Source organism: Amycolatopsis sp. N2S4-7 (assembly GCF_058119595.1).
The window spans coordinates 5,657,365-5,680,416 of sequence record NZ_CP172299.1 but is presented as its reverse complement, the minus strand read 5'-3'; the positions used below and the strand labels follow the sequence as shown (position 1 = coordinate 5,680,416).

Sequence of the window (23,052 nt, the reverse complement as noted above, 5' to 3'; positions counted from 1 at the left end):
GCGACCGAAGGGGAACCCACTCGAGATGTGCGGCATCGCAGGTACCTACCTCTGGCCGGACGGCGGGCCGCTCACCGACCGCCTGACCAAGACGCTGGCCCACCGCGGGCCGGACGGCTCCGGCCGCTACGAGCACCGCGCCGGCGCCGGGGACGTCCACCTCGGTCACCGCCGGCTGTCGATCATCGACCTGTCGGAGACCGGCGCCCAGCCGATGGTCCTCGACGGCCTCGCGCTGAGCTACAACGGCGAGCTGTACAACGCTCCCGAGCTGCGGGCCGAGCTGGCCGCGGCCGGCGTGCGCTTCCGCGGGACGTCCGACACCGAGGTGCTGCTGCAGGCGTGGCGGCGCTGGGGCACGGACTGCCTGCCCAAGCTGCGCGGGATGTTCGCCTTCGCCCTGTTCGAGGAGGGCACCGGCGAGCTGTTCCTGGTCCGCGACCAGCTGGGCATCAAGCCGCTGTTCTTCGTGCAGCGCGCCGGTGGCGTCGCCTTCGCGTCGGAGCTCAAGGCCCTCGCCGGCGAGCTCGGCGGGTCGCTGCAGGTCGACAACGCCGCGCTCATCGCGTCGCTGCTCTACTACTGGGTGCCGGACAGCCGGTGCGCCTACCAGGGCGCGGAGAAGCTGGCGCCGGGCACGTGGCTGCGCTGCCGCCCGGACGGCCAGGTCGACCGCGGCCGGTTCTGGTCGCTGCGGGAGGTCGCCGAGGAGGGCGCGGCTTTCGACGGCGAGGTCGACCTGCACGAGGTGATCGCCGAGTCGACCGCGAAGCACCTGCTGTCGGACGTTCCGGTGGCGACGTTCCTCTCGGGCGGCCTGGACTCCAGCTACCTGACGGCGCTGGCCGCGCGGTCGCAGCCCGGGATCTCCGCCTACACCATCGGCTTCCGCGCCGAGGACGCCAAGTTCGAGGCGATGCCGGACGACCTTCGCTATGCGCGGATCGTGGCGGAGAAGTTCGGCGTCGACCTGCACGAGATCGAGATCGCGCCGCAGGTGCTCGACCTGCTGCCGAAGATGACCTACCACCTCGACGAGCCGATCGGCGACCCGGCGGCGATCAACTCGTTCCTGATCTGCTCGGCCGCGCGTGACGCCGGCGTCAAGGTGATGCTGTCCGGGATGGGTGCCGACGAGCTGTTCGCCGGCTACCGCAAGCACCTCGCGAACCTGATCGCGCTGCGCTACCACAAGGTGCCGGGCGCGGTCCGGCGTCCGGTGGAGTCCATTGTGGACCGCCTGCCGGTGGCGTCGGCCAAGCGCGGGTACCGGTCGGTGCGGTTCGCGAAGCGGTTCCTGTCCTTCGCCGGCCTGCCCGAGGAGACGGCGTTCCGGCGCAGCTACACGATGTACGACCGCGCGGAGCTCGTTTCGCTGCTGAACCCGGACTTCGCCCCGCTGGTCGACGACGTCCTGACCGAGCACGCCGACACGTACAACGACCAGGCCCTGGACGACTTCGTCAACCGCATGTGCCTGGCCGACTCGCGGCTGTTCCTGCCCGGGCTGAACCTGGCCTACACCGACCGCTCGACGATGGCCGCGTCGACGGAGGTGCGCACGCCGTTCGTCGACGTCGAGGTCGTGCGGGCGGCGTTCAAGATCCCCGGGAACAAGAAGATCGTCGGCCGCGCCGGCAAGGTGGCACTGAAGAACGCGGCGCTGAACATCCTGCCCGGCGAGATCGTGCACCGGCCGAAGGGCCTGTTCAGCGCGCCGCTGCGGGCCTGGATGAGCCGCGACCTGGCGCCGCTGGTGCGCGAAGTCGTCAACGAAGGGGTGCTCGTTTCGTCGGGCTTCCTGCAGCGCGAGGCGCTGCAGCGCATGGTCGCCGAGGACGCCGCCGGTCAGGAAGACCGCGGCAAGCACCTCTGGCACGTCTTGACTCTTGAGTATTGGTACCGGAACGCGATGTCTGGAGCGGGAGCGAAGTGAAGCAGGTAGTCCAGAACTACAAGAGCGGTGAACTGGCGCTGCTGGAAGTACCCGAGCCCGCCTGCAAGCCGGGTGGCGTGCTGGTGCGGACGGTGTACTCGCTGATCTCCACCGGCACCGAGATGATGAAGGTGTCCGAAGCGAGCATGTCCCTGGTGGGCAAGGCGAAGGCCCGCCCGGACCAGGTCGCGAAGGTCATGCAGAGCGTCGCCACCAACGGCCTCTCGGCGACCTACCGCAAGGTGACGTCCAAACTGGACTCCTACACCCCGCTGGGCTACTCGCTGTGCGGCATCGTCGAGCAGGTCGGCGACGGCATCACCGACGTCGCCGTGGGTGACCTCGTGGCCTGCGCGGGCAACGAGCACGCCCTGCACTCCGAGCTGAACTGGGTGCCCAAGAACCTCTACTCCCGCGTGCCCGCCGGCGTCGACCCGCGGCACGCGGCGTTCGGCACCGTCGGGTCGATCGCCATGCAGGGCGTCCGCCGCGGCGAACCGCAGATCGGCGACGTCGCCCTGGTCATCGGGCTCGGCCTGATCGGCCAGCTCGTCGTGCAGCTGCTGGCGTCGTCCGGCGTGCGCGTCGTCGGCGTCGACCCCGACCCGGAGCGCTGCAAGCTCGCCGAGAGCCTCGGCGCGCTGACCTGCGCACATCCGGCGTCCGGCATCGTCGACACCGCGGTGGCCGAGCTGACGCACGGCGCGGGCGTCGACCAGACCTACCTCGCCGCCGGCGGCAACACGAACGACCCGGTGGAGCTGGCCGCGAAGCTGTCGCGCGACCGCGGCCGCGTCATCGACATCGGCAAGTGCAAGCTCGACCTGCCGTGGAACGCCTACTACGAGAAGGAACTGGACGTCCGGTTCTCGCGGTCCTACGGGCCGGGCCGCTACGACCCGTCGTACGAGCTCGAAGGCCGCGACTACCCGATCGGCCAGGTCCGCTGGACCGAACGCCGCAACCTCGAGTGCGTCCTCGACCTGATCGCGCGCGACCGCCTCGACGTCGAGCCGCTGATCACGCACGTCTCGGACTTCTCCTCGGCGGTCTCGACGTACAAGGCGTTGAACGACGGTGAGCTGAAGGCCGTCGCGGTGCTGTTCCGCTACCCGGACGCGGTCGCTCGGACGGAGCCCGTGGTCACGTCCGCGCGGGTCGCGGTGGCGTCGTCGCCGGCTGCCGCTGCGCTTCCGGCGGGGCAGCCGGTGCGCCTGGGCTTCATCGGGGCGGGCAACTACGCGTCGTCGATGCTGCTGCCGCACCTGGTCGAGCGCGCCGACGTCCAGCTCAAGCACGTCGCGACGACGTCGGCACTGTCCGGTGCCAACGCGCGGCGCAAGTTCGGCTTCGCGGCGGCGTCGACCGACATCGACGACGTCCTCGGCGACTCGTCGATCGACGCGGTGTTCGTCGTGACCCGGCACAGCTCGCACGCCGAGCTGACCCGGCAGGCGCTGCTCGCGGGCAAGGCGGTGTTCGTCGAGAAGCCGCTGGCGCTCTCTGCCGAGGAATTGCAGAAGGTCCTCGACGCGATCGAGGAGTCCGGCAACGACCGGCTCCAGGTCGGCTTCAACCGCCGGTTCGCCCCGCTGCTGCACGAGGCCCGCGACCAGTTCGGCCCGCGCGTCGGCCCGGCGACGGTCCGGTACCTCGTCAACGCGGGCCGCCTCGACCACGGCAGCTGGTACAACCAGACCGCCACGGAGGGTTCGCGCTTCGCCGGCGAAGGCGGTCACTTCATCGACACGGTGAGCTGGCTGCTCGACGCCGACCCGGTCTCGGTGTACGCCACCGGCGACCTCCAGGTGACCCTCGGCTACCCGGACGGCTCGACGGCGGTCATCACCTACGCCGAGACCGGCTCGTCGGGCTTCCCGAAGGAAACCCTGGACATCGTCGCCGACGGCAAGGTCCTCAAGTTCGACGACTTCGTCCGCGCATCGGTGTACTCGCGCAAGAAGTGGGCCAGCTCGCGAATCCCCAAGGGCCGCGACAAGGGCCAGGCCGCCGAGGTCGACGCGTTCCTGTCGGCGATCCGCACGGGCGGCCCGATGCCGATCTCGCTGAAGTCCCTGGCCGCGACGACGCTGGCGACGTTGGCCGCCCAGACGAGCGTCGCGAACGCGGCGCCGGTCCGGATCGAGCTGCCGACCAAGGCGGGTGTCCAGGCGTGACGAGCGTGGCGCCGGTCGGGCGGGAGCTACTGCCGAGGAGGCCCGGCATGACGCGGGCGGTGCCGGTTCGGCCGGAGCTGCCGCGGAAGGCAGGTGCCCGGACATGATGGGTCCTGGCTGGTACCTGCGCCGGCTGTCCCGGATGGGGCCGGCGGAGGTCGTCGGCCGTGCGCGGCATGCCGTCGTCCAGCGGCAGTGGCGGAGCGCGCTGCCCACGCCGCCTGACTGGCCGTCGCACCCGCGCTTCACGGCCGCCCTGCCTGCCGGCGTCGTCGACAAGGTGTCCGGTGAGGCCGTCAAGCGGCTGCTGGCCACCGCCGACGAGCTGATGGCCGGCCGCGCCGAGTACTTCGGCGTGGTCCGGGACGACCTCGTGTCGCCGGACTGGTTCCTCGACCCGAAGACCGGCCGCCGCGCGCCGTCGGATGTGTACGCCTTCGACGTCCCGTACCGGTCGGAGGACACGGTCGGCGACATCAAGCAGATCTGGGAGCCGTCGCGCCACCAGCACCTCACTGTGCTGGCCGCGGCGTACGCCCTGACCGGCAACGCGGATTACGCCTCGCGCGTGGCTTCGCACCTGCGCTCGTGGTGGGCGGAGAACCCGCCTATGCGCGGGCCGCACTGGGTGAGCGGCATCGAGCTGGGCATCCGGCTGCTGTCGTGGGTCTGGACGCGCCGTCTGCTCGACGCCTGGGACGGCGTCTCGGCGTTGTTCGAGGACAACCCGGACTTCCAGCTCCAGCTGTGGCACCACCAGAACTGGCTCGCGACGTTGCGCAGCCACGGCTCGTCGGCGAACAACCACGTCATCGCCGAAGACGCCGGGCTGCTGGCCGCGGCGTGCGCGTTCGGCTGGTTCCCCGAGTCGGCGGGCTGGCGGGCTTCGGCGATGCGCTCGCTGGACGTCCAGCTCGGCCGCAACACCTTCCCCTCGGGGTTGAACGCGGAACTGGCGTCGGAGTACCACGGGCTGGTGCTGGAACTGGGCCTGGCCGCGGCGGTGGAGGCAGACGCCGCGGGCACGCCGGTGCCGGACACCACCTGGGACGTCCTGCTCCGGATGACCGACGCGCTGGCGTCCATTGTGGACAACCGGCTCCGGCCGCCGCGGCAGGGCGACGCCGACGACGGCTTCGGCCTGATCGTCGACGGTCTCGAGACCGACCGCTGGGCGTCCTTGCTGGCCACCGGCGAGGCGCTGTTCGGCCGGCCGGACTGGTGGCCGGCCGTGCCCGGCGACGACGTCCGCACCCCGCTGCTGGCTTCTCTCGCTTCGCGCACTCCGCGGGCTTCCGGCGTTCGCCCCGGCCGTCGTCCGGCGCACCTGCGCGACGCGGGCCTGACGATCCTGCGGTCCGGCCCCGTCTGGGTCCGCTGCGACGGCGGTCCGCACGGCTTCCTGTCGATCGCCGCGCACGCCCACGCCGACGCGCTGTCGGTGGAGGTCCGCCACGACGGCGTCGACGTCCTCGCCGACCCGGGCACGTTCTGCTACCACGGCGAGCCGCGGTGGCGGTCGTACTTCCGCTCGACGGTGGGCCACAACACGCTCGAGCTGGGCGGACGCGACCAGTCGGTGTCCGGCGGGCCGTTCCTGTGGACCCGGCACGCGGTGACGAAGGTGCTCGAGGTCCACACCCCGGACAACGGCCCCGCCACCTGGTCGGCCGCCCACGACGGCTACGCCCCGACGGTGCACCGCCGCACGGTCGAGCTCGACGGCGAGGTGCTGAAGATCGTCGACGAGGTCCTCGGCGAACCGGGCCCGGCGCGCCTGGTGTTCCACCTGGGCCCCTCGGTGACGGCAATGTTGGACGAGAACGTCGCCCGTCTCCGCTGGCCGGCGGCGCCCGCTCCCGCGGCGACCGACACCGAAGGCCGCCGGCCTGGTTCCGCCGCCGCGCAGGGCCTCCGGTCGGCTGCGTCCGACCCGGCCGATCCTCTTGTCGGCCGGGTGTCCGGTTCCCTCACCAGTGGCGGCGGAGCGGTGCGCACCGCCGTGCTGGAACTGCCGCCCGAGTTGTCGTGGACCGTGCACCGGGGCGAGACCGACCCGCCGCTCGGCTGGTACTCCGCCGGCTTCGGCCGCAGGGAACCCTCGACCACGCTCGTCGGCTCCGGGACTTCCGGACATTTCACCTCCCTGCTCCACTTCAGTTAGGACCCGCCCGTGACCGCCCGCCGCTTTCGATACCACCGCGCCGCTCCGCTGCTCGGTGTCCTCCTCACGGTGGCGGCGTGCTCGGGTGGTCCGGACGCCGACAGCGGGCCGGCCCAGGCGACCCCGGCCCCCAGCGGGTCGGTCGCGGCGGTGTGCGACAAGGAGCCGGCCGGTCCGACGACGGCCCCGGCGGCCGCGGTCATCGTCGACCCCGCCGTGCCGGGCGACCTGGCGGTGAAGACGCGCTCGGCCGGCCCGGGCACGACGTTCTGGCTCAAACCGGGCAAGCACATCCTCGGCGACGACAAGTACGACCAGGTGTCCCCGAAGGACGGCGACGTCTACATCGGCGCCCCGGGTGCGATCGTCGACGGCCGCAAGATCAACCAGTACGCCTTCACCGGCCACGCGGTGAACGTCAAGATCACCTACGTGACCGTGCAGGGCTTCTCCGCGCCCCACGACGAAGGCGTCGTCAACCACGACTCCGGCGACGGCTGGGTGATCGAGCACTCGACGATCCAGGACAACGACGGCGCCGGCCTGATGGCCGGCGCGCGCCAGCAGGTGCGCGGCAACTGCCTGCGCCGCAACGGCCAGTACGGGATGAACGCCTACTCCGGCAGCAACCCGCTCACCGCGCTGGTCGTGGAGGGCAACGAGATTGCCGGCAACAACACCGGCGACTGGGAAGCGAAGATCGACGGCTGCGGCTGCAGCGGCGGCATCAAGTTCTGGCAGGTCGACGGCGCCGACGTGCGCGGCAACTGGGTGCACGACAACCACGGCACCGGGCTGTGGGCCGACACGAACAACAACGACTTCCTCATCGAGGGCAACCTCATCGAGAACAACGACAGCGCCGCGCTGATCTACGAAATCAGCTACAACGCGATCATCCGCGACAACACGATCCGGAAGAACAACTGGACCGACGGCCGCAGGTACGCCGACAAGGCCGACAACTTCCCGACGTCGGCGATCTACATCTCCGAGTCCGGCGGCGAGCCGCGCGTCAAGGCCCGCACCGCGAAGATCGAGATCTCCCGCAACTACCTGGAGAACAACTGGTCCGGGATCACGTTGTGGGAGAACGCCGACCGGTACTGCAACAGCCCGGCGAACACCTCGTCCGGCGACTGCACCCGGCTGGTGCCGGACGTGAAGCAGTGCGCGGCCCCGGCGATCACGACCGCGCCGTTGCTCAGCGACTGCCGCTGGAAGACCCAGCACGTCGACATCCACGACAACAAGTTCGTCCTGGACGCGGCCGTGGTCGGCTGCCAGGCCTCGTGCGGCCGGATGGGCCTGCTCTCGAACTTCGGCACCTACCCGGACTGGTCGCCCTATAAGGCCGAAGCGGTGCAGGAAGCGATCACGTTCAAGCAGGACAACCGCTGGCACGACAACAGCTACACCGGTCCGTGGACCTTCATCGCCTACACGACCGACCGCGTCCTCGAGATCGGCGAGTGGGAAGGCTCGCCGTACTCGCAGGACACCGGGAGCACCTTCACCGCACAGGGCGGGGGCTGACATGACGGCGCACACCGGAACGCCGGCGGGCATCCGCGGCGACGCCTCGACTGAACCCCTGTCCGCCACGCCGAAGTGGGCGGGCGTGGCGTGGGCCCTGCTGATCCTCAACACGCTCGGGTCGACCGGCGCGAAGACGGTCCTCCCGCTGCCGCGGTCGGTCAGCCAGCTCGTCACCATGGGCGCGCTGATGACGGCGTTCGTCATCGCGCTGGTGCTGAACAAGCACCTGCGGATCCGGCCGAGCGCGTACTTGCTGCTGCTGACGTTGCTGCTGGTGTCGAGCATTCTGTCCAGCGCCGACCTGCAGGAGGGCGCCGGCGCGTTGTTCCGGTGCTTCCGGCTCACGGTGTTCGTCTCCACGCTCTGGTTGCTGACCCGTTGGTGGGACGGCGGGTTCGGCTTCGTCCGCTCCCACATCCGCACCTACGCCGTCGTGCTCGCGTCGGTGGCGATCGGCCTGGTGATCTCGCCCGGCAACGCGATGCCCGAGGAGTACGGCGGCCGCCTGTCGGGCGCGATCTGGCCGCTCACCCCACCGCAGATCGGCCAGTACGCGGCCGTCATCTCCGGGCTGACGCTCCTCCTCTGGTTCGGCCGCCGCACGACGTGGCGCAGTGCGCTGAGCATCGTCGTGCCGGTGCTGGCGCTGCTGTTGCTCACGCACACCCGCACGGCGACGCTCGGCCTGGTCGCCGGCCTCGCGGTCGCCTTCCTGTCGATGGTCCTGACCAGCGCCCGCGCCCGGAAGGTGTTCGCGTGGACGGTCGGCGTCGGCGGGGTCACCGGCGTGGTGCTCGCCGGTGCGCTCCAGGCGTGGTTCCTCCGCGGGCAGAGCGCGGACAACTTCTCCAGCCTGACCGGCCGCGCGAAGGTGTGGGACGCGCTGCTGGAGGCCCCGCGGACGACGTCGGAGTACATCTTCGGGGTCGGGCTGACGGACAAGTCCTACGACGGCCTCCCGATCGACAACAGCTGGCTCGCGATCTACCACGAGCAGGGGTTCGTCGGGATCGCGCTGGTGGCGGGGTTCCTCCTCACGTTGGTCGTGGTGGCCGTGCTGCGGCCGCCGTCGCTGGCTCGGGCGTGCGCGATCTTCCTGATCACCTATTGCATTTCGGCCTCCTACACCGAAGCCGGTCTCGGCGACGCGTCGCCGTACCTGCTCCACCTGGCGTTGGCCGCGTCGCTGCTGGTCCGCGGGGTGCCGCAGTCCGACGAAGAAGCATTCATCCCGGCGAAGGGGACAAGCGCGTGAAGGTGCTCGTGGTGCACAACCGGTACCGGTCCGAGCAGCCCAGCGGTGAGAACAACGTCGTCGACGCCGAGGTCTCGCTGCTCGCCGACGGCGGGCACCAGGTGTCACTGTTCGAGCGCCGCAGCGACGACATCGCGGAGATGCCGCTGCCCCGCAAGGCCGCGGTGCCGCTGATGGTGCCGTGGAACCCGGTGGTGCGGAAGGAGCTCGCCGCCCGGCTGCGGGCGTCGCGCCCGGACGTCGTGCACATCCACAACACGTTCCCGCTGCTGTCGCCGTCGGTGGTCGCCGCCTGCGCGGACGCGGGGGTGCCCGCGGTCGCGACGCTGCACAACTACACGATGGTCTGCCCGCCGGGCACGCTCCACCGCGACGGCCACATCTGCACCGAGTGCGTCGGCGGCTCACCGCTGCCCGCCGTGAAGCACGGCTGCTACCGCGGTTCGAGCGCGGCCACGCTGCCGATGGCGGCGAGCATGATCGCGAACCGGCGCCGGTGGTGGACGGGCGTGGCCCGGTTCTTCTGCATTTCGGCGGCTCAACGTGACCTCCTCGTGTCGGCCGGGATGCCCGGCGAGCGGATGGCGGTGAAGCACAACTTCGTCACCGACCCCGGCGTCCGCCGCACCGGCGACGGGACGCACGTGCTGTTCCTCGGCCGCATCACCGAGGAGAAGGGGGTCGGCCTGCTGATGCGGGCCTGGGACCGCCTCGGCGGCGCTCTCGGCGTGCCGCTGGTCATCGCCGGCACCGGTCCGATGCAGGACCAGGTCGCCACCTGGGCGGCCGGCCGCTCCGATGTCTCGTACGTCGGCTTGCAGAACAAGGCGGAGTGCCGCGCGCTGACCGCGGACGCGATCGCGGTGGTGGCGCCCTCGACGTGGCTGGAGGCCTTCGGCCTGGTGGTGGTCGAGGCGATGGCGGCCGGTGTACCGACGGTCGCGGCGGCGCACGGCGCGTTCCCCGAGCTCGTCGAGGACGGTGTCACCGGCCTCCTGCACGCGCCGAACGACGAGGCCTCGCTCGCGGACCGGCTGCGCGAGGTGGTCGGGGACCGCAACCGCGAGATGGGCGACGCGGCCCGCGTCCGGTACGAGAAGGACTTCACGCCCGCGGTCGGCCTGGACCGGCTGATCACCGGGTACCAGGCGGCGATCGAGGCGCGCGGGTGAGGCAGCTCGTCCGGACGGCGCCCGCCGCCCTGCCCGCGGTGGTGCGAGCCCCGCTGGCGATGTCGGGCGCGCTGGCGACAGCGGTGCTCGTCGCGCTCGGCATCCTCCACTTCCACGACGCCGGGCTGACGGGCATCGACGCGGCCGTGCTGCCGTCGATCGACGGTGTCCAGCCGCCGTGGCGGTACGTCGCACTGGTCATCGACTTCGGCGGCGAACCGCTGGGGTCGGTGATCCTCATCGCGGTGCTCGCGGTGGTGTGCGTCTTGGCTCACCGCGTTCGGACGGCCGTGCTGACGGTGCTCGGCGTCGTGGTCACGGTGGCGGTGACGACGGCGCTGAAGCCGATCGTCGGCCGCACCATCCACGGGGAGTTCCTGTCCTACCCGAGCGGCCACACGGCTTTGGCGACGGCGCTCGCGCTGGTCATCGCCTTTCTGGTGATCGACCGCCTGGCTCTGGGGCGCGTGGCCGCGCTGGCGCTCGCCCTGGGCCTGGCCCTGGTCGCCGGCGTGGCGATGGGCTGGGCCGAGGTGGCCTTGGGAGCGCACTACCCGACGGATGCCGTGGGCGGGTTCTGCGCCGCGCTGGCTTCGGTCCCGGCCAGCGCGTGGCTGCTGGACCGCGTCGCCGAGCGGCTCTGAGAGCCGGGCCGGTCCGGGGATTCCGGTATCGCGTTGGGCGGGGCTGTGCTGGGTGCGCGTTGTCCGTTGAGTTGCGGTGTCGGTCTTGGCGAAGGCTGTTCGTCGGTGGGGTGACCTACCCGCGAAGGAGAGCCCGATGATCCAGGACCTGATCGCCGCCGAGCGGAGTGAGCTTGCTGTGGTGCTTGAGGCGCTGTCGCCCGCCGACTGGGATGCGCCGACCTTGTGTGCCGGGTGGCGCGTGCCCGAGGTTGTCGCCCACGTGACGATGCCCTTCCGGTACTCGACCGGCCGGTTCGTGCGTGAACTGCTGAAGTCCGGCGGCCGCTTCAACCCCATGGCCGACCGCGTGGCCCGCCGAGACGCGGCGGAGCTTTCGCGCGAAGCACTCGTCGCCTCGCTGCGCGACAACGCCGACCACCCGTGGCGGCCGCCGGGTGGCGGGCCGGAGGGCGCGCTGAGCCACGACGTGATCCACGGCCTGGACATCACCACCGCCCTGAACCTGGACCGCCGGGTGCCCGGGGACCGCCTGGAGGTGATCCTGAGCGCGATGAAGCCGAAGCAGGTCAGGTACTTCGGCGCGGACCTGACCGGCGTCTCCCTGCGCGCCGACGACCTCGGCTGGTCGTACGGCACCGGCGCGCCGCTCACCGGCGCGGCGCAGGATTTGCTCTTGGTGCTGTGCAATCGGCGGTTGCCCGCCGGCCGTCTTCGGGGTGAGCCGAGCTCGCGCTTCACCATGGTCTGAGTTCCTTCCGAAGAGCATCCATTGTGGATAGCTGTGGCGTGCCGAACCGCAGGGCCTGGAGTCCGGCGGCTCGTGCGGCCAGGACGTTCTTCTCCCGGTCGTCGATGAGCAGGATCCGGTCGGGTACCACGTCGAGCCGCCGGCACAGGACGGCGAAGGCTTCGGGGTCGGGCTTGCGCACCCCGATGTCCCCGCTGATGAACCAGTCGGTGATGTACTCGGCGAGCCCGAACCGCTCACGCAGCAGCTGGGACCACTCGCTGACGTCGTTGCTCAGGCAGGCCAGCCGTACGCCGGTGGTGTCGAGCTCGGCGAGGACGGCGATCACGCCTTCGGTGAGGCGGTGGTTCCGGCAGTACTCGTCGTCCGACGCGCCGGTAGCGCCGGTCGCCGCCCAGAAGTCCGCTGACGACAGCTTGCCGAGGCTGCATTCCCGGTACAGCTGGGCGATTTCGCGCCGGTCGAGCACGCAGCCGTGGCTGCGGAGGTAGGGCACCAGCAGCTCGGCTTCGTCGTCGGCGCACGAGTAGAGGACGCCCATGGCGTCGAAGACCACGACGTCGATCGCGTCGCGGTGGAGGGCTGCGGGGGTGGTGGCCATGTCTCCGACGGTACCGAACACCCGTGCGAACGCCATCGCTGAATCGGGTGACTTGCGGGTGTCCGGAAACTTCCGTTCGCAACTTTTCCCTTTGACAGCAAGGGAAATCGGAGGCCGCGACGCGAGCCGCGGTGAAAAGTGTCGGACCCCGTCGGCAAGCTCCCGATCAGCAGCCGGCGGTCCCGCCGTCGAACGAAGAACACTCGTCCTGCGAGTAGGGCCCTGCCCGCCAGCCCGCAGGGTCGACCGTCTTGGAGGTGTCATGCACGACGAAGGTCCACGGCCCGGCATAGGAGTTGTCGTGCCACCGGTTGGCCTGCCGGAAGGTGATCGCGTCCTCGATCACGGTCCCCTTGTAGGGAGACCAGTCCGGGAACGTCCCGTAGTTCGACAGCAGCGCCATCCGCCCGCACAGGCCCGTGCAGCCCACCCGTCCAGGATCGAACCGGAAGGTGTTCCCGTGAATCTCCACGCGCTGGGTCTTCCAGCGGCAGTCGTCGTAGGCCGGTGGCTTCTCGATCACGCCCGGCGCGCACGAAGACTTCGACGTCACCTTGGTGCAGTAGCCCGAAGACGTGTTCGCCGGGCTTTCACAGAAGCGGTCGGCGTTCTCCCACAGCGTGATCCCGGCCCAGTTGTCCTCGAAGGTGTTCCCGCCGATGTCAACGGCGGACGTCCGCGCCGGCACGCGGGGCTCGCCGCCCGATTCCGACAGGTACACCGTCGCCACCGGGAAGTTGTCGCCGCGCGACGCGAACGCGCGGCCCTGCACCAGGGCGTTGCGGCGGAACGTGTTGCCGCGCAGGACGAGGTTGTAGCTGGTCTCGTAGAACAACGCCTCGGAGTCGTTGGCCTCGAACAGGTTGTCCTCGACGACGAAGTCGTTGTTGTTCGTGTCGGCCCACAGGCCGGCGCCGTGGTTGCCGTGGACCCAGTTGCCGCGGACGTCGGCCCCGTTCACGGCCCAGAACTTGGCGCCGCCGCTGCACCCGCAGCCCGGCACCTTGGCCTCCCAGTCGCCGGTGTTGTTGCCGGTGATCTCGTTGCCCTCCAGCACGAGCCCGGTGATGCCGTCGCCGTCCTGGTACGCGTTGAGCCCGTACTGGCCGTTGTTCCGCAGGCAGCTGTGCCGCACGACCTGGCCCGCGCCGGCCATCATCCCCGCGCCCGCGTTGTCCTCGATGGTGGTGTTCTCGATGAGCCAGCCGTCGCCGGAGTCGTGGTTGACCACGCCCTGGTCCTGGAGCGCGGCGAACCCGCGGATGGTGAGCCCCCGGAGCTGGACGTCGCGGGCCCGCTGGGTGAAGGCCGCGCGGTTGACGCCGCGGCCGTCGACGACGGCGCCCGGCGCGCCGAGGTACACGTCGCCGTCCTTCGGGGTGACCTGGCCGAACTCGTCGGTCCCGAGCGTGTGGGTGCCGGGCCGGAGCCAGAACGTCGTGCCAGGCGGGTTCGCCGCCGTCTTGGCCGGGAGGTCGCCGTCGACGCCCGGATCGACGGTGACGGCGCCGGCGGGCGGCTGCTGGTGCTCGGCGGGCTGGTGACCACACACCGGCGCGGGCCCGTCGGCGGCCCGCGCGACCACCGGGCAGGCCACGGCGATCAGGAGCGAGCAAGCACCGACGAGAACCGCACGAGATCTGCCCATGGAAGGAAGTTACGCACGACCGGGCCGGAAAACAGTCACCCTCAAGTGTCCTCATCGGACCCAAGGGGTGAATCCGGCCCGATCGGGCGGGGGTCAGGCGTGCTTGCGGAACACGGGCCGCACCGGGCGGCCGCCCATCCACGGCGTCGGGTCCTGGGCGTCGAGGGCCTTCCGGTACACCGTGCAGGCCTGCGCGACCACGTCGATGGTCTTGTCGATGTCCGCTTCGGTGAGCGCGGCACTGACCACGAAGGACGGTCCGAGCACGCCGCCGCTGATCAGCTCGCGCAGGAACAGCGTCCGATACGGCTGCGACGGCGCGCCCTGCTCGTCGAGCGTGCCGAAGACCAGGTTGCTGGCCCGGCCGCGGACGACCACGTGCTCGCCGACGCCGACGTCGGCCGCCACCTCGCGGACGCCGGTGGCGAGCCGGTTGCCGAGGGCGTGCATGCGGCTGATGACGTCCTCGTCGCGGTAGACGTCCATGACCGCCATCGCGGCGGCCAGCGAGTGGGTTTCGGCGCCGTGGGTGGTCGAGAGCAGGAACACGCGCTCCCGGTCGGTGCGCAGCCCGCCGAGCTCCATCAGGTCCCGCTTGCCGGCGAGCGCGGAGACGGCGAAGCCGTTGCCGAGCGCCTTGCCGAACGTCGAGAGGTCCGGCGTGACGCCGTAGAGACCCTGGGCGCCGTGGGCGGACCACCGGAAGCCGGTGATCATCTCGTCGAAGATCAGCACGACGCCGTACCGGGTGGTGAGCTCCCGCAGGCCCTGCAGGTACCCCGGCGGCGGCTCGACCGCCGCCGCGGCCTCCAGGATCATGCACGCGATCTCGCCGTCGTGGCGCTGCAGCAGCTCCTCCGCGGCCTGCAGGTCGCCGTACGGGAAGGACACCGTCGCCTCGGTCGTCTCGTCCGGGATGCCCGCGTTCATCGGGGTGGTGCCGATGAACCAGTCGTCGGTCGAGAAGAAGGCGTGGTCGGCGCACTTGGCGACGAGCTTGCGGCCGGTGGCGGCGCGGGCCAGCCGGACCGCGGCCGTCGTGGCGTCGGAGCCGTTCTTGGTGAACTTCACCATGTCGGCCGTCGGCACGTTCTCGAGGAACCGCTCGGCGGCTTCGGCCTCGATGATCGACGGGCGGATGAAGTTGCTGCCCTTGCCGAGCTCGTTCCGGACCGCGTCGAGAACCCGGGGGTGAGCGTGGCCGAGACTGACCGCGCGCAGCCCCGCGCCGTACTCGACGTACTCGTTGCCGTCGACGTCCCAGACGTGGCCGCCGAGGCCGTGCGAGATGACCGGGGCCATCCCTTCGGGATACTGGTCCGAGCCCTTGGCGTACGTGTGCGCACCGCCCGGGATGACCCGGTGCAGCCGCTCGTTCGCCGTCGTGGAGCGGGGCAGGTTCGTTCCCATGTCGTGGCTCACCTCGTTGCTTTCAACGCCTCTCCGAGAGACGGCGCGCGTTCGTCTCGGTCACTGACCATTGTGACCGACAGTGGCCATGAAATGTCCAATTCAGGGTCTTTGTACGAAATCGTGATGTCTTCGGCCGGGTCGTGGGCGCGATCGATACGGTACGCAACATCCGAGGGATCCGTGAGTGACTGGAATCCGTGGGCACAGCCCGCGGGGATGTACACGGAAACCTGCGTTTCGCCGGAAAGTTCGAATGTTTTGATGTTCCGGAATGTCGGCGAATCCGGTCGGAGATCCACCACGACGTCGAAGACGGCGCCGTGCGAGCACCGCACCAGCTTGGCTTCGCCGGCGCCGCCGCGCAGGTGCATTCCGCGGACGACTCCCTTGCGGGAACGGGAAAGGCTGTCCTGGACGAAGCCGTCCGGGTCGATGCCCACCGACGCGACGACCTCGCGGTCGAACGTCCGGCTGAAGAACCCGCGCTGGTCGGCGTGCGGCGTCGGCTCGAACAGGTACGCGCCGTCGATCTCGGGTACCGGAATGGCCTTCATCGCCCACCCCCGAAGAGGGCCGCCGAAAGGGCGGCGAACTGGTCCTTGAGCCGTTGCGCGTTCATCGCGTTCCGTTCCAGGAGCGTCTGGCGCAGTTCCGCCGAGCGGTTCTCCAGCTCGGTGAACTGCTCGACGAGCCGGTCGAAGTCGACGGTCTTCGCCCGCTGGGTGAAGCCGCCGAGGCCCATCTCCGCCATGAGCACGTCGTTCTTCGGCGCGTAACCGATCGCTACGGTCGGTTTCGCGACCTTCAGGGCGCAGAGCACGTTGTGGTAGCGCGTGGCCACCACGCGGTCCACCGCCGCCATCTCGTGCATCAGCTCGTCCAAGGTCTCCGCCGAGGCCGCCGTCACCAGCGGGGAAGCGGTCTTTTCGAGAATCTCGTCGACGACCTGCCGGTCGATCCGGTCACCGATGAACAGCCGGACGGGTCTGTCCTGGTCAACGAGCCAGCCGACGAAACGGTTCATCGTGTCCACGTAGTGGCGGTAGATGGAGTCGCCGTCGGCGCGGTCGTCGTTGCCGCCGTAGTAGGCCATCACGCCGACGCCGACGGTGCCCGGCTTCCCGCCGCCCTCCGGCGTGGGGAGGGAGAAGGCGAGGTCGGGGTAGACCTCGTCGCGGCTGGTGTCGACGCCCATGGCGCGCATGGCGTCACGGGAGAGGTCGTCGCGGTAGGAGCGGTAGGCGGCGAGGCGGCCCACCCAGCGGACCAGCGTCCGCGTGGCCCGGGCGCTGATCTCGTTGGCGCCGACGCAGACGAGCGCCACCTTGGTGCCGAAGAGGCGCCCGGTGGCGGAGAGGAGGAAGAGCGAATACGGGAAACCCCAGGGACGCAACGGAAGCGTCGCTTCGAGGACGCCCATGCCGGGCACGATGACGACGTCCTGCTTCCGGACCCAGGCCGCGGTGCGCGCGATGTCGACGAGCTTGCCGAGGCCCTTGAGGGCGATCGAGCGCAGGCCGGAGGCCGTCTCGTACTCGGACTGGTTCCAGTGCAGCGGGGTGGCGTCGAGGCCGTATCGCTCGCGGACGAGCTCCGGGCCGCCGACGAGGGCGCTCAGCACGGCGTCCGGGTATTCGGCGCGCAGGTAGCCGAGCACGGCTTCGAGGGAACCGTCGTTGCCGAGGTTCCCCGAGCCGAGCAGGCCGAACACGCCGACGCGCGGACCACGCTTCACGCGAGCCTGCCTTCCCGGCCGGCCACGATCTCGTTGACCGTGGCGACGTCGGAGGCGGTCGGCGCGCGGTCCTCGACGCGCTCGCCGTGGCCGGAGCGGGCCCGGTTGGTCAGCCAGCCGGCGAGGTGCCCGAAGCACTCGCGCTTGTCGGCGGCCGAGATCGGCGCGCGGCGGATCAGGTCCGCGAACCCGAACACGTACTCGCCGAGCAGGCGGACGGTGGGGTTCCGGAGCCGGTTCGCGCGCCGCGGGTCCAGATTCGCGCACCGGCTCCGGATGGTCGGGTTGGCCCGTTCCGCGCGGCCCGGGTGGTCGCGGCGGAAGTACAGCAGCTCGGGCACCTGGTGGAACGGCCCCTGCAGGGCGAGCTCGGCCGAGTACGTCCGGTCGGCGTGGTGGTAGCTGTCGAGCGGCTTGACGCGGCGGAGGACGTCGGAGCGGATGACGCCGTAGAAGTCGTCGCCGCCGGGCTCGAACAGGATGCTGCGGAAGCGGTCCGGCGCGTGCCGGGACGCCGTGTTCAGCGTGTACTCGAGCGGCTGGACGATGCGGCCGTCGCCGTCGATGATCGCCTGGTCGCAGTGGGCGAGGACGATGTCCGGGCGCTCGTCGAGGGCCTCGACGCACCGCTTGAGCAGGTCGCGCGCGTACAGGTCGTCGTGGGAGACCCACTTGAACAGCTCGGTGCGGGCGACGTCGAACACGAAGTTGTGGTTCGGCGTCGCACCGATGTTCTTCGGCTGCCGGACGTAGCGGATCCGGGAGTCCTTCTCGGCGTAGCGGCGGCAGATCTCGTCGGTGCCGTCGGTGGAGGCGTTGTCCGAGATGATCAGCTCGAAGTCTTCGTAGATCTGGCCGAGCAGGGCTTCCAGCGACTCGGCGAGGTACTCCTCGCCGTTGTACACCGGGAGGCCGAGGCTCAGCCGCGGGACGGTGGTCATGGAGTCCTCATTCCTTGATCGGCTCTTTGATCGGCTCGAACACCACGGTGGGCTCGTCGGCGCCCGGCGGCACGTAGTCGCGCAGCCCGAGCCGCAGCTGCAGCCACCAGACGACGGAGCCGCTGAGCGTCGCGGTCGCGACGCCCCACGCGGATCCGGCCGCACCGCCGAGGAAGGCGCCGGCGATGCCGAACGTGACGTAGAACAGGGAGGCGATCAGCTGGGACCGCAGGCTCCTGGGTGCGGCGCCCAGTGCGCGCAGCCCGGCCGCGGCGCCCGTCGCGAAGCTCGCGCCGACGACGGCGAGGGTCACCGGCAGGATCAGCGGGGACGACGAGTCCCACACCGAACCCATCACCCACCGGCCGGCGCTGTCGGGGAGCAGGATCAGCAGGCCGAGGCCCCAGCACAGCGCGGCGGCGGCCTGGCCGCCACCGAGGATCACGCAGAAGTGCTTCAGCCGGTGCGGCGCCCGCTGAAGCACCCGCGCGCCCTCGGCGACGGTGACCAGGGACAGCCCCATGAGCAGGGCCAGGAACGGGCCGAGCAGCTGTTCGGCGCCGCGGACCGCGCCGACGGCGGTGATACCGGCGATGGCGCCGAGGCCGTACGCCCGCAGCTGCGACGCGCCGCTGTTGCTGACGTTCTCGACGAGATAGCGGACGCTCAGGTCGCGCTGCCGCCGGAACCAGCCCACGGCTTCGCGGGGGTGGGGGAGGATCCCGGTCTGGAACCAGCCGTACGCGGCCGCGGCCGCGCCCGAAAGGCCCCAGGCCAGCACGAACGCGACCACCGTGTGGACCTGGGCGGCGACGTACAGCGCCGGGATCAGGGCCACGCCCCACACGCAGTCGTTGACGAAGGCCTTCTTGCCCGCGCCGCGGGCGAAGAACGCGAACCGCCAGGCGTCCTGCAGGAGCAGGCCCGGCAGCACGACGGCGAGCGCGACGAACGCGTTGCCGAGCGGGCCGCCCGCGGCCAGCCCGGCGACCAGGCTGATCACGCCGGTCACGCAGCCGACGCCGATCGCGGTGCCGGACGCGCTCGCCACGCCGGCGCGCCAGCGGTCGTCCGGGACGGCGCTGAACCGCACCATCAGCGGGTCGGTGGCCAGGCCGCGCGAGACGTTGAGCACCACGCCGTAGGTCACCCAGGCGAGGCTGAAGATGCCGAACGCGAAGGTGCCGAGCGAGCGGGCCACGTACAGCCCGACGGCGAAGTTGGTCAGGCTGGACACCGCCTGGTCGCCGAGTCCCCAGCTCAACCGTCCGGCCATCGCGCGAACCGCGCCCGACCGGAGGATCGAGCGCGGGACGCGGCGATGCCTGGCCACGTCGCTCACTCCTTGACCAGGCCGGCGTCGTGCAGGGCACGCGCCGCGACGTCGACGATGTCGAAGGGGAGCCCGGCGCGCTCGGCGATGTCCAGGAGGCTGTGGTCGCCGTCGGAGAGGTTGAGCACCCACAGCATCGCCATCTGGGCCTGCTTGGCGTCGCTGCGGCCGCCGAGCGAGTCGTACAGCCCGCGCTTGCCGAGCTGCGGCTCGCCGTACGGGCTGAGGTTGACGTACCGGCGGTTGCGGTCCAGGACGCCGAACGCGTCGCGAAGGGCACCGAGCGTGTCCTCCATGGCCGCCGGCGAGACGAAACCCGGGTTGTCGGCGGAGGTGTGGTACTCGGGGTAGCCCGCGTACGGCGTCCGCGTCAGCGAGCCGACGCCCAGGTTGAAGCCCGGCGAGCAGAACTGGCGCTCGTCATAGCCATACGGCGAGAAGTCGACAACGCGGTGTTCGCGCGACCGCAGCACGTGCTGCACGACCCGGTCGATCTCGGCGTCGCCGCGGCGGGACTTCTTGTACGTCAACGCGCCCGGGTCGCCCGCGCAGGCCAGCACGAGCCCATGGCGAACCTTCTCGATCCGCGAGGCGTTGCGGGCCAGCCAGGTGATCGAGCCGATCGTGCCCGGCATGAACAGGAACCGGTACGTGTAATAGGGATCAACCAGCTGCTGCGCCAGCGAGATCGCCACCGCGATGCCGGCGAGGTTGTCGTTGGCCAGCGACGGGTGGCAGACGTGGCAGGAGACGATGACCTCGTCGGTGACGCGGCCGGGGACGACGTGTTCGCCGTAGGTGAGCGAGCCGTCTTCCAGGGTCGAGTCGATGACGACGTCGTACTCGCCGTCGGGCAGCGCGTCGAGCTTCTCCTGCGCGAGGCAGAATCCCCAGGCCGGGGCGTAGTAGCTGGTCCGGTAGGGCACCCACGACGGCTGGTCCGGCAGCGTGTGCAGGTGCTCCCGCAGCTCGCTCAGCGGCATCCGCCGCGACACCGGGACGCTGTACCCGACGACGTGCAGGTTCGACTCCTGGAAGTCGATGACCCGCTCGCCCGACGGAGACGCGACGTACGCGTCCCGGATGTTCCACTCCTGCGGGATCGTCCAGTCCAGCACGGCCGTGCCCGTCGGGACTTCGTGCCGCTCGAGCGCGATGTGTTCGCCGATGATGTCCAGGGTCTGCCGCACACCGTCGCCGGTGATGCTGCGGCAGATCGGGTACAGCCGCTCGACCAGGGCGTGCAGCTCCGCCCCCGTCCGCAGCTGCGGGCCCGCCACTACGCCCGCCGCAGGGTGTCGTCGACGCGGCCCGCTTCGCCCTCGCTGCGCAGCCAGGCCAGCCTGGTGAACAGCTGCTCGAACGACTCCCGGGTCAGCCCGAACTTGCGGTAGGCCTCGATGAGCTCGACGGCGCCGTCCTTGACCGACCACTCGCAGGTGAACCCGGGGATCGCCGCGCGGAAGCGCGAGAAGTCGACGCGGTAGGACCGCGGGTCGGCGCCCGCTTCGCCGGTGATGTTCAGCGTCGAGCCCGGCACGGCCTCGACGACTTCCTGGGCGATCTCGGCGACGGTGACGTTGTTGTCCTCGGTGCCGATGTTGAACGCCTTGTTGTGCACGGCCTCCTTGGGCGCGGTCAGCGCGGCGGCGAACGCGCGCGCGATGTCCTGGGCGTGCACCAGCGGCCGCCACGGCGTGCCGTCGGAGAGCACCAGCACCTCGCCGGACAGGTGCGCGTGCGCGGTCAGGTTGTTCAGCACGATGTCGCCGCGCAGCCGGGGCGAGTAGCCGAACGCGGTCGCGTTGCGCATGTAGACCGGGGTGAAGTCGTCGTCGGCGAGCTCGTGGACGTCGGCCTCGACGCGCACCTTCGACTCGGCGTACGGCGTCACCGGCCGCAGCGGCGCGTCCTCGTCGACGAGGTTGTCGCCGCCCGCGCCGTACACCGAGCAGGTCGACGCGTACAGGAACCGCTGGACGCCGGCGTCCTTCGCCAGCTTCGCGAGCTTCACCGACGCGTGGTGGTTGATGTCGTAGGTCAGCTCCGGCGCGAGCGAGCCCAGCGGGTCGTTCGACAGCGCGGCCAGGTGGATCACCGCGTCGACGCCGGCGACGTGGGACGCGGAGACGTCCCGGAGGTCGACGACGTGCCCGGCCGGGTCGGTCGGCGCGGGTCCGAGCAGGCAGTCCTCGAACAGCCCGGAGTCGAGGCCGACGACCTCGTGGCCGGCGGCGGCGAGCACCGGAGCCATCACCGTCCCCAGGTAGCCCTTGTGCCCCGTCAGCAACACCCGCATCGGATTCAACCCTTCAGGTCGAGAGTGAGTTTCTTGGCGAAAAACGCTTCGGCGTACTTCGCGGCGGCTTCGATGCCGCGGATCCGCGCCAGCCCGAGGAAGGCCTCGCGGTCGTACCACGCGCGGTGCCGCTGCGACGCGTAGTGCTCCTGCAGCAGCCGGACCTTCTCTTCGGCGACGTCGTCGTCGAGCGGCTGGTAGACCGAGGGGGCGCCGAGGTCGCCGTCCCACTTGACGATCTCGTAGCCCAGCGCGAGGTGGTCGCGGAACGTCGTCGGCACCAGCTTCGCGAGCCCGCGGTGGTCCTGGTGGGCGTCGTCGGTGCGCGGCGCCAGGATGAGGTCCGGATCGGTCCGCCGCCGCAGGTCCTCGAGGGCGTTCTTGGCTTCTTCCCAGTGCGCCGGGAACCGCCCGTCCGGCAGTTTCAGCACCGTGACGTCGAGCTCGGCGCCCGGGCAGAACGCCGCGAGCGCCGCCCGCTCCTCGTCCTCGCGCGGCGTGCCGCCCCCGGACAGGACCAGCGCGTCGACCTTCAGCCCCGGCCGCGACGCGCACAGCGTGAGCAGCGTGCCGCCGGCGCCGATCGCGATGTCGTCGCAGTGCGCGCCGAGGGCCACGACGCCGCCGAGCCGTCCCGGCCGGAGCCCGATCACGCCGTGCTCACCGCGGGCAGGTGCTCCCAGAGCGCCCACGGCCGACGACCGTGGGTGTAGGCGTCGTCCAGCGCCGCCCGCTCCTTCACCGTGTCGGTCGGCTTCCAGAACCCGCGGTACGGGTAGGCCAGCAGGCGGCCGCGCTTGGCGAGCTCGCCGCAGCCGTCGGCGACCAGGTCGCCGTTCTCGGGGATGTGCTCGAACACTTCCTGCCGCAGCACGAAGTACCCGCCGTTCTCCCACAGCGGCATTTCGCTCACCGCGGTGATCGAGCCGACCCTGCCGCCTTCGTCCATTTCCACGCAGTGGAACGACGACTGCGGCGGGACGACCATCATCGACGCGCCCGCGTCGGAGTTCGAGAACCGCTCGATCATGTCGGGCAGCGGGACGTCGGAAAGGACGTCGGCGTAATTCGCGAGGAACATTTCGTCGCCGTCGAGGTAGTCGCGCACGCGGCGGAGCCGCTCACCGATCGGCGACTCGATCCCGGTCTGCACGAAGGTGATCGTCCAGTCCGCGATGTCGGTCGACAGCAGCTCCGGCTTCCCGTTCCGGAGGATGAAGTCGTTCGACGCCGTTTCCTCGTAGCTCAGGAAGAAGTTCTTGATGTGCGCCGCGCCGTAGCCGAGGCACAGGATGAATTCGGTGTGGCCGAAATGCGCGTAGTACCGCATCACGTGCCAGATGAGCGGTCTCGGACCGACCATCGCCATCGGCTTCGGGACGTCGTCCGCGGCGCCGTTGCGCATCCGCATCCCGTAACCACCGCAGAAGAGAACGACCTTCAC

At 70.7% G+C, this 23,052-nt stretch carries 19 protein-coding genes; 8 read left to right on the top strand and 11 right to left on the bottom strand.

The genetic code is table 11. The features are described 5' to 3' along the window. Positions 1–25: 25 nt before the first annotated feature. The 8 genes from asnB (at position 26) to ACH54P_RS26500 (ending at position 11,638) form a co-directional block, all read left to right on the top strand. A complete protein-coding gene (asnB, locus tag ACH54P_RS26535) occupies positions 26–1,936 on the top strand; it encodes an asparagine synthase (glutamine-hydrolyzing) (RefSeq protein WP_489906062.1) in 1,911 nt (636 codons plus the stop codon). After that, the gene (locus ACH54P_RS26530; protein WP_489906061.1) at positions 1,933–4,113 is read left to right on the top strand and encodes a bi-domain-containing oxidoreductase; all 2,181 of its coding nucleotides are present in this window, start codon (positions 1,933–1,935) and stop codon (positions 4,111–4,113) included. Before asnB ends, ACH54P_RS26530 begins: the two co-directional genes overlap by 4 nt. A gap of 103 nt (positions 4,114–4,216) precedes the next feature. Then, positions 4,217–6,277 carry a heparinase II/III family protein gene (locus ACH54P_RS26525; RefSeq protein WP_489906060.1) on the top strand — a complete coding sequence of 687 codons (2,061 nt, stop codon included), beginning with the start codon at positions 4,217–4,219 and terminating at the stop codon, positions 6,275–6,277. Positions 6,278–6,286: 9 nt separating this feature from the next. Further along, positions 6,287–7,813: a right-handed parallel beta-helix repeat-containing protein gene (locus ACH54P_RS26520; RefSeq protein WP_489906059.1), complete on the top strand. Its 1,527-nt coding sequence runs from the start codon at positions 6,287–6,289 to the stop codon at positions 7,811–7,813. Between the two features lies 1 nt (position 7,814). Beyond that, positions 7,815–9,071 (top strand): O-antigen ligase domain-containing protein, encoded by a 1,257-nt coding sequence (locus tag ACH54P_RS26515; RefSeq protein WP_489906058.1) that lies wholly within the window; start codon positions 7,815–7,817, stop codon positions 9,069–9,071. Beyond that, a complete protein-coding gene (locus tag ACH54P_RS26510) occupies positions 9,068–10,243 on the top strand; it encodes a glycosyltransferase (RefSeq protein WP_489906057.1) in 1,176 nt (391 codons plus the stop codon). The genes ACH54P_RS26515 and ACH54P_RS26510 overlap by 4 nt, the downstream gene beginning before the upstream one ends. Further along, positions 10,240–10,887, top strand: a complete 648-nt coding sequence (locus ACH54P_RS26505; RefSeq protein WP_489906056.1) for a phosphatase PAP2 family protein — start codon at positions 10,240–10,242, stop codon at positions 10,885–10,887. Before ACH54P_RS26510 ends, ACH54P_RS26505 begins: the two co-directional genes overlap by 4 nt. Positions 10,888–11,023: 136 nt before the next feature. Continuing rightward, positions 11,024–11,638 (top strand): maleylpyruvate isomerase family mycothiol-dependent enzyme, encoded by a 615-nt coding sequence (locus ACH54P_RS26500; protein WP_489906055.1) that lies wholly within the window; start codon positions 11,024–11,026, stop codon positions 11,636–11,638. Here the strand turns inward: ACH54P_RS26500 and ACH54P_RS26495 are convergent. From ACH54P_RS26495 to ACH54P_RS26445, 11 genes are all read right to left on the bottom strand, one after another. Further along, the gene (locus ACH54P_RS26495) at positions 11,625–12,239 is read right to left on the bottom strand and encodes an HAD family hydrolase (protein ID WP_489906054.1); all 615 of its coding nucleotides are present in this window, start codon (positions 12,237–12,239) and stop codon (positions 11,625–11,627) included. The genes ACH54P_RS26500 and ACH54P_RS26495 overlap by 14 nt on opposite strands. Positions 12,240–12,405: 166 nt before the next feature. Beyond that, the gene (locus ACH54P_RS26490) at positions 12,406–13,887 is read right to left on the bottom strand and encodes a right-handed parallel beta-helix repeat-containing protein (protein ID WP_489906053.1); all 1,482 of its coding nucleotides are present in this window, start codon (positions 13,885–13,887) and stop codon (positions 12,406–12,408) included. A gap of 93 nt (positions 13,888–13,980) precedes the next feature. After that, the gene (locus ACH54P_RS26485) at positions 13,981–15,297 is read right to left on the bottom strand and encodes a glutamate-1-semialdehyde 2,1-aminomutase (RefSeq protein WP_489906052.1); all 1,317 of its coding nucleotides are present in this window, start codon (positions 15,295–15,297) and stop codon (positions 13,981–13,983) included. 8 nt (positions 15,298–15,305) lie between these two features. Then, entirely contained in the window at positions 15,306–15,854 is a 549-nt protein-coding gene (locus ACH54P_RS26480; protein WP_489906051.1) for a dTDP-4-dehydrorhamnose 3,5-epimerase family protein, read from the bottom strand. Next, entirely contained in the window at positions 15,851–17,035 is a 1,185-nt protein-coding gene (locus ACH54P_RS26475) for a polysaccharide pyruvyl transferase family protein (RefSeq protein ID WP_489906050.1), read from the bottom strand. The genes ACH54P_RS26480 and ACH54P_RS26475 overlap by 4 nt, the downstream gene beginning before the upstream one ends. Next, positions 17,032–17,976, bottom strand: coding sequence for a glycosyltransferase family 2 protein (locus ACH54P_RS26470; protein WP_489906049.1), 945 nt, complete (start codon positions 17,974–17,976; stop codon positions 17,032–17,034). Before ACH54P_RS26470 ends, ACH54P_RS26475 begins: the two co-directional genes overlap by 4 nt. 7 nt (positions 17,977–17,983) lie before the next feature. Further along, positions 17,984–19,309: a hypothetical protein gene (locus tag ACH54P_RS26465; protein WP_489906048.1), complete on the bottom strand. Its 1,326-nt coding sequence runs from the start codon at positions 19,307–19,309 to the stop codon at positions 17,984–17,986. Between the two features lie 5 nt (positions 19,310–19,314). Beyond that, a complete protein-coding gene (locus tag ACH54P_RS26460; protein ID WP_489906047.1) occupies positions 19,315–20,589 on the bottom strand; it encodes a DUF4910 domain-containing protein in 1,275 nt (424 codons plus the stop codon). Then, complete coding sequence (locus tag ACH54P_RS26455; protein WP_489906046.1) at positions 20,589–21,608, bottom strand: NAD-dependent epimerase/dehydratase family protein; 1,020 nt, start codon at positions 21,606–21,608, stop codon at positions 20,589–20,591. Before ACH54P_RS26455 ends, ACH54P_RS26460 begins: the two co-directional genes overlap by 1 nt. 5 nt (positions 21,609–21,613) lie before the next feature. Next, the gene (locus ACH54P_RS26450; protein ID WP_489906045.1) at positions 21,614–22,261 is read right to left on the bottom strand and encodes a PIG-L deacetylase family protein; all 648 of its coding nucleotides are present in this window, start codon (positions 22,259–22,261) and stop codon (positions 21,614–21,616) included. Beyond that, on the bottom strand, positions 22,258–23,052 hold the full coding sequence (locus ACH54P_RS26445; RefSeq protein WP_489906044.1) for a sugar phosphate nucleotidyltransferase: 795 nt from the start codon (positions 23,050–23,052) through the stop codon (positions 22,258–22,260). The genes ACH54P_RS26450 and ACH54P_RS26445 overlap by 4 nt, the downstream gene beginning before the upstream one ends.

What these genes read in the sequence shown, in the direction of transcription:
- asnB (WP_489906062.1), top strand. Translation starts at nt 26, where the DNA reads ATGTGCGGCATCGCAGGTACCTACCTCTGGCCGGACGGCGGGCCGCTC.
- ACH54P_RS26525 (WP_489906060.1), top strand. Translation starts at nt 4,217, where the DNA reads ATGATGGGTCCTGGCTGGTACCTGCGCCGGCTGTCCCGGATGGGGCCG.
- ACH54P_RS26515 (WP_489906058.1), top strand. Translation starts at nt 7,815, where the DNA reads ATGACGGCGCACACCGGAACGCCGGCGGGCATCCGCGGCGACGCCTCG.
- ACH54P_RS26500 (WP_489906055.1), top strand. Translation starts at nt 11,024, where the DNA reads ATGATCCAGGACCTGATCGCCGCCGAGCGGAGTGAGCTTGCTGTGGTG.
- ACH54P_RS26495 (WP_489906054.1), bottom strand. Translation starts at nt 12,239, where the DNA reads ATGGCCACCACCCCCGCAGCCCTCCACCGCGACGCGATCGACGTCGTG.
- ACH54P_RS26490 (WP_489906053.1), bottom strand. Translation starts at nt 13,887, where the DNA reads ATGGGCAGATCTCGTGCGGTTCTCGTCGGTGCTTGCTCGCTCCTGATC.
- ACH54P_RS26485 (WP_489906052.1), bottom strand. Translation starts at nt 15,297, where the DNA reads ATGGGAACGAACCTGCCCCGCTCCACGACGGCGAACGAGCGGCTGCAC.
- ACH54P_RS26480 (WP_489906051.1), bottom strand. Translation starts at nt 15,854, where the DNA reads ATGAAGGCCATTCCGGTACCCGAGATCGACGGCGCGTACCTGTTCGAG.
- ACH54P_RS26470 (WP_489906049.1), bottom strand. Translation starts at nt 17,976, where the DNA reads ATGACCACCGTCCCGCGGCTGAGCCTCGGCCTCCCGGTGTACAACGGC.
- ACH54P_RS26455 (WP_489906046.1), bottom strand. Translation starts at nt 21,608, where the DNA reads ATGCGGGTGTTGCTGACGGGGCACAAGGGCTACCTGGGGACGGTGATG.